Origin of the sequence: Amycolatopsis sp. NPDC049252, from assembly GCF_043197175.1 — a bacterium.
GTDB lineage: Bacteria > Actinomycetota > Actinomycetes > Mycobacteriales > Pseudonocardiaceae > Amycolatopsis.
Map to the genome: position 1 here is coordinate 1 of NZ_JBICSQ010000164.1, position 6,667 is coordinate 6,667.

The following is a 6,667-nucleotide window of genomic DNA, read 5'->3' on the forward strand; positions in this document are numbered from 1 at the left end:
CGCACCGAACGCCGAGCCGACGTGCATCGAGCCATCCTCAGCCTGGCCTGCTCCATGATCTGCCTACGCAAACTCATTCTGAACTGACCCCTAAGAGGGCCGCGTGAGCCGCCACACGTGGTTCGTGCCGGTGCACGACGGCGCCAGTGGCTTCTCCGCCGGCTCCTCGCGCACCTTCGTGAACCCGAGCCGGGCCGGCACCGCGGCGCTGCGGACGTTCCGCTCGTCGTGCATGATCTCGACGTAGCCGGCACCGAGGCGGAACACCTCGGCCGTCAGCAGCGCGACGCTCCGGGTCATCAGGCCGCGCCCGGTCCAGCCGTGAGCCAGCCAGTAGCCGATCTCGACACCACCGTCGCGGGTCAGCACGCCGACGCCGCCGGTCACTTCGCCGTCCTCACCGATCGCGTACTCGTACGCTTCGCCGCTCTCCCAGCGTTTCGCGGTCAGCCGGAGGAACTCCGAGGAGTCGTCCGAGGTGTACCCGGCGGTCGCCCAGAACAGCCACGGCCCGAGGTGCTCGACGGAGCCGCTCACGAGCTTGGTCAGCAGGTCACGGTCACCGGGGTGCCAACGGGTCAGCGTCAGGTCACCGTCACGGTAGGTCTCGGCCGGGGTCTCCATGCGCGAGCTCTCCTTTCTCGGGTCGGTCGAGCCGCCAGACCAGAGCGGTGCCGGTGCACGCCGGCGCCCGGTCCGGGTCCGTGGTTTCCTTGCGGGCGGGGGAAAAACCCAGCCTGGCGGGGATCGCACCGCTGCGGGTGTTCAGCTCGTCGTGCTTGATCTCCACGTACCCGGCGCCGCGGCGGAACGCGTCGGCGATCAGCGTCGCGGCCGCGCGCGTGATCAGGCCGCGGCCGGTGAACCCGTGGGCGAGCCAGTACTCGTACGCCCGGCCGGTTTCCCAGTTGCCGTGCGTGAGCCGGAGGTACGCCGCCGCGTCATCGGCGGTGTACCCGCCGGCCGCCCAGGGCAGCCAGCCGGCGAGGTGCGCGCCGGAACCCGAGACGGCGGCGGCCAGCGCCGAGACGTCCGCGAAGCGCCGGCGCGCCAACGCGAACTCGTCACGGGTCAAAGCCTCGGCCGGGGTCTCCATCGACCCATGGTGCCCCGGCCGGGGCGCACCACGCGCGGCAATTAATTCACGATGATGCTGTCGGGCACCTCGGTGTCGTTCTTCAGCGCGTCGAACAGCTGCTTCGACTTGTTCTTGTCCCAGTTCTCCGCCGAGCCGCTGGTCACCGGGACCGTCGTGGTCACCACGCCGCCGGAGGAGATGCCGCGCATCGCGATCGCCAGGCCGGCGAGGTTGTGCACGTGGTCGCCGGAGTCCATGGTCAGCGCGTCCGGCGCCGCGGACAGCAGCGGGAAGAAGTCGAACGGGTTGAGCAGCGTGCCCGGGCTGGCGATCTGGCTGACCAGCGCGCCGATGAACTTGCGCTGGTTGGCGACGCGGTCGAGGTCCGAGCGCGGGGTCGCGTCGCTGTGCCGCATCCGGACGAAGCCCAGCGCCTCGCGGCCGTCGAGGGTCTGGGGACAGCCTGCCTTGATGCTGATGCCGGTCACCGTGTCGTTCATGTCCTTGTCGATGCACATCTCGACGCCGCCGATCGCTTCGACGATCTTCGCGAACCCGCCGAAGCCGATCTCCGCGTAGTGGTCGATGTGCAGGCCGGTGGCACCTTCGACGGTCTGCGCGAGCAGCTTCGGGCCGCCGAGCGAGAACGCCGCGTTGATCTTGTTGGTGCCGTGGCCGGGGATCTTGACCTGGGAGTCGCGCGGCAGGGACAGCAGCGTCGGCTTGGTGGAGTTGTCCGGCAGGTGCGCGACCATGATCGTGTCGGTGCGCTGGCCGCCGGCGGCCGCGACGTCACCCGTGGCGAGGTTCTCCTCGTCGGCCGCGGTGAGGCCCTCACGGCTGTCCGAGCCGACGATCAGCCAGTTGGTGCCGGCCGCGGCGACCGGGCGGCCTTCGTAGTCGGCCAGCGCGTCGACACGCTTGATGGAGAACTCGAGGTAGACCCAGATGCCGGCGAGGAACACGACGAACACCAGCAGCAGCGTCATCAGGATCCGGCCGAAGCTCCAGCGGCGACGCCGGCGCGGCGGCCGGGACGGCGGGTAGTCGTCGTCCGGGCCCGGCGGGGGCTGCCGCGGCGGCGGCTGGGGCGGCACGTAGTCCTGCTCGCGGTGGCCCATCGGGCGGGTGCGCTCGTCGTACGGGCTCTGGCCGCGCCCGGGCAGCGGCATCATCTGCGCGCGCTGGTGGTCACGGGGGCGCGGATTATGGCGCTGTCCGGGCGGGGGCATCCGGCGTCCGCCGTCATCGCCACGGTACGTCATCACCCATCACCCAATCCCGATTCGGACAAACACGTCGTCGTCAGTCAACCGCACGTCCTCGAAAGGAGGACGTGCGGCACCGGGTCGGGGTTGCCGACGGAGGTTACTTGTCGGTCACCTCGTAGCCGAACTGGTGGACCTTGAGGTACCCGGAGCGGAACCCGGCCTCGGAATAGGCCAGGTAGAACTCCCACATCCGGCGGAAGACGTCGTCGAACCCGAACCCGGCGATGTCGGTCCAGCGGTGCAGGAACCGTTCGCGCCACAACCGTAGCGTGTGGGCGTAGTCCTGGCCGAACTCGCGCATCCCGGCCAGCTTGAGCCGGGTGTTCGCGACCAGGCCCTCCTCGATCGAGCGGACCGACGGGATGATGCCGCCGGGGAAGATGTACTTGTGGATCCAGGTGTAGGCGCGTGACGACGCCATCATCCGGTCGTGGTCCATGGTGATGGCCTGCAGCCCGAACCGCCCGCCGGGGCGCAGCCGCTCGCCGATGGTCGCGTAGAACGTCGGCCAGTAGGACGCGCCGACCGCCTCGATCATCTCGACGCTGACCACGGCGTCGAACTGCCCGCTCGACTCGCGGTAGTCGCACAGCTTCACCTCGACGCGGTCGCCGAACCCGGCCGCGGCGATGCGCTCGGTGGCCAGCGCGCGCTGTTCCTCCGAAATGGTGAGCGACGTGACGACGGCGCCGCGCGCGGCGGCTCGGATCGCCAATTCACCCCATCCGGTACCGATTTCGAGGACTTCGCTGCCCGCGCGGACCCCGGCGTAGTCCAGCACGCTGTCGATCTTGCGGTGCTGGGCGGACGTGAGGTCGTCGGCCGGGCCGAACAGGGCCGAGGAGTACATCATCGACTCGTCGAGGAACGCGCCGAACAGGTCGTTCGACAGGTCGTAGTGCCGGTGGATGTTGGCCCGCGCGCCTTCGAGGCTGTTCTCCTCCGACGGCGGCTGGGTGCGCTCGGCGATCTTCCGGAACTTCTGCAGCACCGGCGGCACGAGCGTGGCCATCCGCGCCGCGAACGGCGTCAGCACCTCGGCCAGGTCGGACGCGGTCCAGTCACCGGCCATGTAGGACTCGCCGAAGCCGATCTTGGCGTCGACGCCGAGGCGGTGGAAGAAGGCGTCCGGGCGCAGGATCCGCATTTCGGGTGATTCCGGCCCGCCGTTGCCCAGCACCGTCCCGTCCGGGAAGACCACCCGGACGTCGAGCGGGCGGACCGCGCGGCGGAACAGCGACGCGGCGATCCGCGCGCGCAGCGCGGAGTGCGGCGGGGTGGCCAGCCCCGGCCACCGGTTTTCGTCGGGGACGTCCTGAGCCGACACGCGGTCGACACTCGAGGTGGTCACGGGTTCTCCCTCCGGCCGGCCTGGTGCGCCGGTAACGATCCTAATCGCCGCACCCCCACGGCGCGCTTCACTGAATGCCCTGTTCGGGGCGGGTCACACGGGTATTCGGAGCCGCTGGGGTCCCGGAGCGGCCCACGCCCCCGTCAGTGTTTCGTCGGTGCTCCCGGCGATTACTTCCATTGTGAAAGCAATCGCCAGCCGGGTCCAGACGGAAGAGCGGCGCAGCATGGCGTGGCCCTCGTTGGCGATCTCGAACCGGGCGACCCGGGCCGCGACCCCCTCGGCGCGTTCGGCGAAGGCGTGGGACTCGGCCGGGCTGGTCATCCGGTCGCGGGTGCCGTGCACGACGAGCAGCGAGCGCCCGGCGACGGCCTCGACCGGCTCACCCCGCGGCGTCCAGGGCGCCAGGGCGCAGACCCCGCGCACCGCCGGGTCGTCGGCCACGCGCAGCGCCACCCGGCCGCCCATCGAGTGCCCGACCAGCACCACCGGCAGCCCGGGGTGGTCGGCGTGGATGCGCTCCAGGGCCCAGCGGGCGTCCTGGATCGGGTCCATGGCGGGCGCGTTCCAGCCGTAGCGGCGGTTGCGCAGCAGCCGCACCTCGACGCCGTGCCCGCGGCCGGCCCGGTGCAGGGCGCGCGCGATCGGCACCATCCGCAGGTAGGCGAGCTTCCAGGGCGGCACGCCGCCCGTGCCGTGCTCCGCGCCGCCGTGCAGCACGAGCACGACCGCCTCGGTCCGCCCGCGCGCCGGCCGCACCGAAACCGCCGGTTCCGCTTCGCTCACCCACGTCCTCCCACCGTCCGGGACCCGCCGCCCGCATCCGGATAAACCTGGAACGGCCACCCGCCTATTCCACCGCGTACCACCATCTTCGCGGTAGATTCGGCGCCCGATCCCCGACGGAAGGGTGGGTGTGGTGAGCACCACGGACATCTCGGGCAGTGTCGCCAAGCAGCTGGCGGACGTCGAGCAGGCCAACGCCGAGGCGGTACGGGCCGCGGCCGATCTGGTGCTGGGGGTGATCCGGGCCGACGCACTGGTCTATACCGCCGGGGCCGGGCACTCGCTGGCGGCCGTCGCCGAGACGTTCTACCGGGCCGGCGGGCTGGCCTGCGTGTACCCGCTGTACCACCCGGAGCTGCTGCCGCTGCACGGCGCGGTGAGCAGCACGAAGACCGAGCGGCGCAGCGGCCTGGCCGCCGAGGTCCTGGCCGAGCGGGCGCCCGGGCCGGACGACGTGCTGGTGGTGTTCTCGACGTCCGGGTCGAACCCGTACCCCGTCGAGCTGTGCATCGAAGCTCACAAGCGCGGGGCGGCGGTCATCGCGATCACGTCGCGGGCGTGCGTGGCGGCGGCGCCGCGGCGCTCGTCGAGCACCCTGGTCGAACAGGGCACCGTCGTGCTGGACTCGCTGGTCATCCCCGGTGACGCGAGCTACCCGCCGGACGCCCCGCGCACCGCGCCGCTGTCCACTGTGGTCAACGCGTTCCTGTGGAACCTCGTGCTCGCCCAGGTCTACGACCGCGGCGTCGCCGAGGGCCTCGACGTCCCGTTGTGGCGCAGCTCCAATGTGGAGGGCGGCGACGAGGCGAACGAGGCGCTGCTGGCGAAGTACGGCGCGATCGTGCCGCAGCTGAAGTAGCGGCACCGGGCCGGGCACGCCTTGACGGGCGGGCCCGGACCCCTTTAGCGTCGACATACCGACTGGTCGGTGTGCTCAACGACGAGCTGAGGAGACTCCCATGGACGATCCGACGGTGCACGGCACCTGCGCCCCCGGGTTCGAGCCGGTCCGCGAGGCGTTCGAAGAGAACTTCCGCGAGCGGGGCGAGCTGGGCGCCGCGTTCACGGCGCTGCGCCACGGCGAGGTCGTCGTGGACCTGTGGGGCGGCTGGGCCGGCCCGGACCGCACGCGGCCGTGGCAGGCGAACACCCTGGCCAACGTCTGGTCCACGACCAAGGGCATGACGGCGATCTGCGCGCACCGCCTCGCCGACGCGGGCGACCTGGACGTCGACGCGCCGGTCGCGAAGTACTGGCCCGAATTCGCCGCGGCCGGGAAGTCGCAAGTCCCGGTGCGGTGGCTGCTCTCGCACCGCTCCGGCGTCCCCGGCATCGGCCTCGAGCGGCCGGTGGCCGTCGAGGAGCTGTACGACTGGGACCTGATGACGTCGCTGCTGGCGGCGCAGGAACCGTTGTACGAACCGGGTTCCGCGGGCGGGTACCACGCGCTGGCCTACGGCTGGCTCGTCGGCGAGGTCGTCCGGCGGATCGCCGGGCAGGGCATCCGCGAGTTCTTCGCCGAGCAGGTCGCGACCCCGCTCGGGGCGGACTTCTCGATCGGGCTGGGCCCGGACGCCGACCTGGACCGCTGCGCGACCCTCGTCGACCCGGTGCTGACCGAGGAGATGGCGAACGCGCTGGCCACGGCGTTCGCCGCGGCCGGTCCCGTCGCGCAGGCGGCGTTGACCAACCCGCAGCTGGCGGGCCACCACGCGAACGAACCGGCCTTCCGCCACGCCGTCATGCCGGCCCTGAACGGCCACGGCACGGCCCGCGGCATCGCGACGATCTACGGCGGCCTGCTGGACGGCACGCTGCTCTCCCCCGCCGGGCTGGCCCGGGCGCGGGAAAGCCAGGGCAAGGAGATCGACGCGGTGCTCGGCCTCCCGAACGAGTGGGGCCTGGGCTTCTACCTCGGCAGCGACGCCCGCGGCTTCGGTCCCAACCCCGCGGCCTTCGGCCACGACGGCCTCGGCGGCTCCACCGGCGCCGCCGACCCGGAGAACGGCGTCGCCTTCGGCTACACCCTCAACCAGCTGGGTCCCCTGATCCGCGACGACCCCCGCAAAATGGCCCTGGTCACCGCCCTCTACGAGTCCCTCCGGACCCCGTAACGGACGACACGCGTACCCAGCCGGACGACACGCGTACCCAGCCGGACGACACGACGCGGGCCAAGGC

Annotated in this window: 7 protein-coding genes; 2 read left to right on the forward strand and 5 right to left on the reverse strand. The window is 71.7% G+C overall.

Annotation, left to right across the window (positions count from 1 at the left end; all coding sequences use genetic code 11):
• Positions 1 to 90: 90 nt before the first annotated feature.
• The 5 genes from ACGFMK_RS48560 to ACGFMK_RS48580 form a co-directional block, all read right to left on the reverse strand.
• Positions 91 to 624 (reverse strand): GNAT family N-acetyltransferase, encoded by a 534-nt coding sequence (locus ACGFMK_RS48560; RefSeq protein WP_392778751.1) that lies wholly within the window; start codon positions 622 to 624, stop codon positions 91 to 93.
• Entirely contained in the window at positions 596 to 1,096 is a 501-nt protein-coding gene (locus tag ACGFMK_RS48565; RefSeq protein ID WP_392778754.1) for a GNAT family N-acetyltransferase, read from the reverse strand. The genes ACGFMK_RS48560 and ACGFMK_RS48565 overlap by 29 nt, the downstream gene beginning before the upstream one ends.
• Positions 1,097 to 1,137: 41 nt before the next feature.
• Positions 1,138 to 2,343 carry an LCP family protein gene (locus ACGFMK_RS48570; protein ID WP_392778756.1) on the reverse strand — a complete coding sequence of 402 codons (1,206 nt, stop codon included), beginning with the start codon at positions 2,341 to 2,343 and terminating at the stop codon, positions 1,138 to 1,140.
• A 103-nt stretch (positions 2,344 to 2,446) separates the two neighbouring features.
• The gene (locus tag ACGFMK_RS48575; RefSeq protein ID WP_392778759.1) at positions 2,447 to 3,700 is read right to left on the reverse strand and encodes a class I SAM-dependent methyltransferase; all 1,254 of its coding nucleotides are present in this window, start codon (positions 3,698 to 3,700) and stop codon (positions 2,447 to 2,449) included.
• A gap of 93 nt (positions 3,701 to 3,793) precedes the next feature.
• A complete protein-coding gene (locus tag ACGFMK_RS48580; RefSeq protein WP_392778761.1) occupies positions 3,794 to 4,486 on the reverse strand; it encodes an alpha/beta hydrolase in 693 nt (230 codons plus the stop codon).
• Positions 4,487 to 4,616: 130 nt separating this feature from the next.
• On the opposite strand from ACGFMK_RS48580, the gene ACGFMK_RS48585 reads away from it, so the two are divergent.
• A complete protein-coding gene (locus ACGFMK_RS48585; RefSeq protein ID WP_392778764.1) occupies positions 4,617 to 5,345 on the forward strand; it encodes an SIS domain-containing protein in 729 nt (242 codons plus the stop codon).
• A gap of 100 nt (positions 5,346 to 5,445) precedes the next feature.
• Complete coding sequence (locus tag ACGFMK_RS48590; RefSeq protein ID WP_392778766.1) at positions 5,446 to 6,600, forward strand: serine hydrolase domain-containing protein; 1,155 nt, start codon at positions 5,446 to 5,448, stop codon at positions 6,598 to 6,600.
• The last annotated feature ends 67 nt before the right edge of the window (positions 6,601 to 6,667 follow it).

Coding starts and splice junctions, on each gene's coding strand:
- ACGFMK_RS48560 (WP_392778751.1), bottom strand. CDS start 624: ATGGAGACCCCGGCCGAGACCTACCGTGACGGTGACCTGACGCTGACC.
- ACGFMK_RS48565 (WP_392778754.1), bottom strand. CDS start 1,096: ATGGAGACCCCGGCCGAGGCTTTGACCCGTGACGAGTTCGCGTTGGCG.
- ACGFMK_RS48570 (WP_392778756.1), bottom strand. CDS start 2,343: ATGACGTACCGTGGCGATGACGGCGGACGCCGGATGCCCCCGCCCGGA.
- ACGFMK_RS48590 (WP_392778766.1), top strand. CDS start 5,446: ATGGACGATCCGACGGTGCACGGCACCTGCGCCCCCGGGTTCGAGCCG.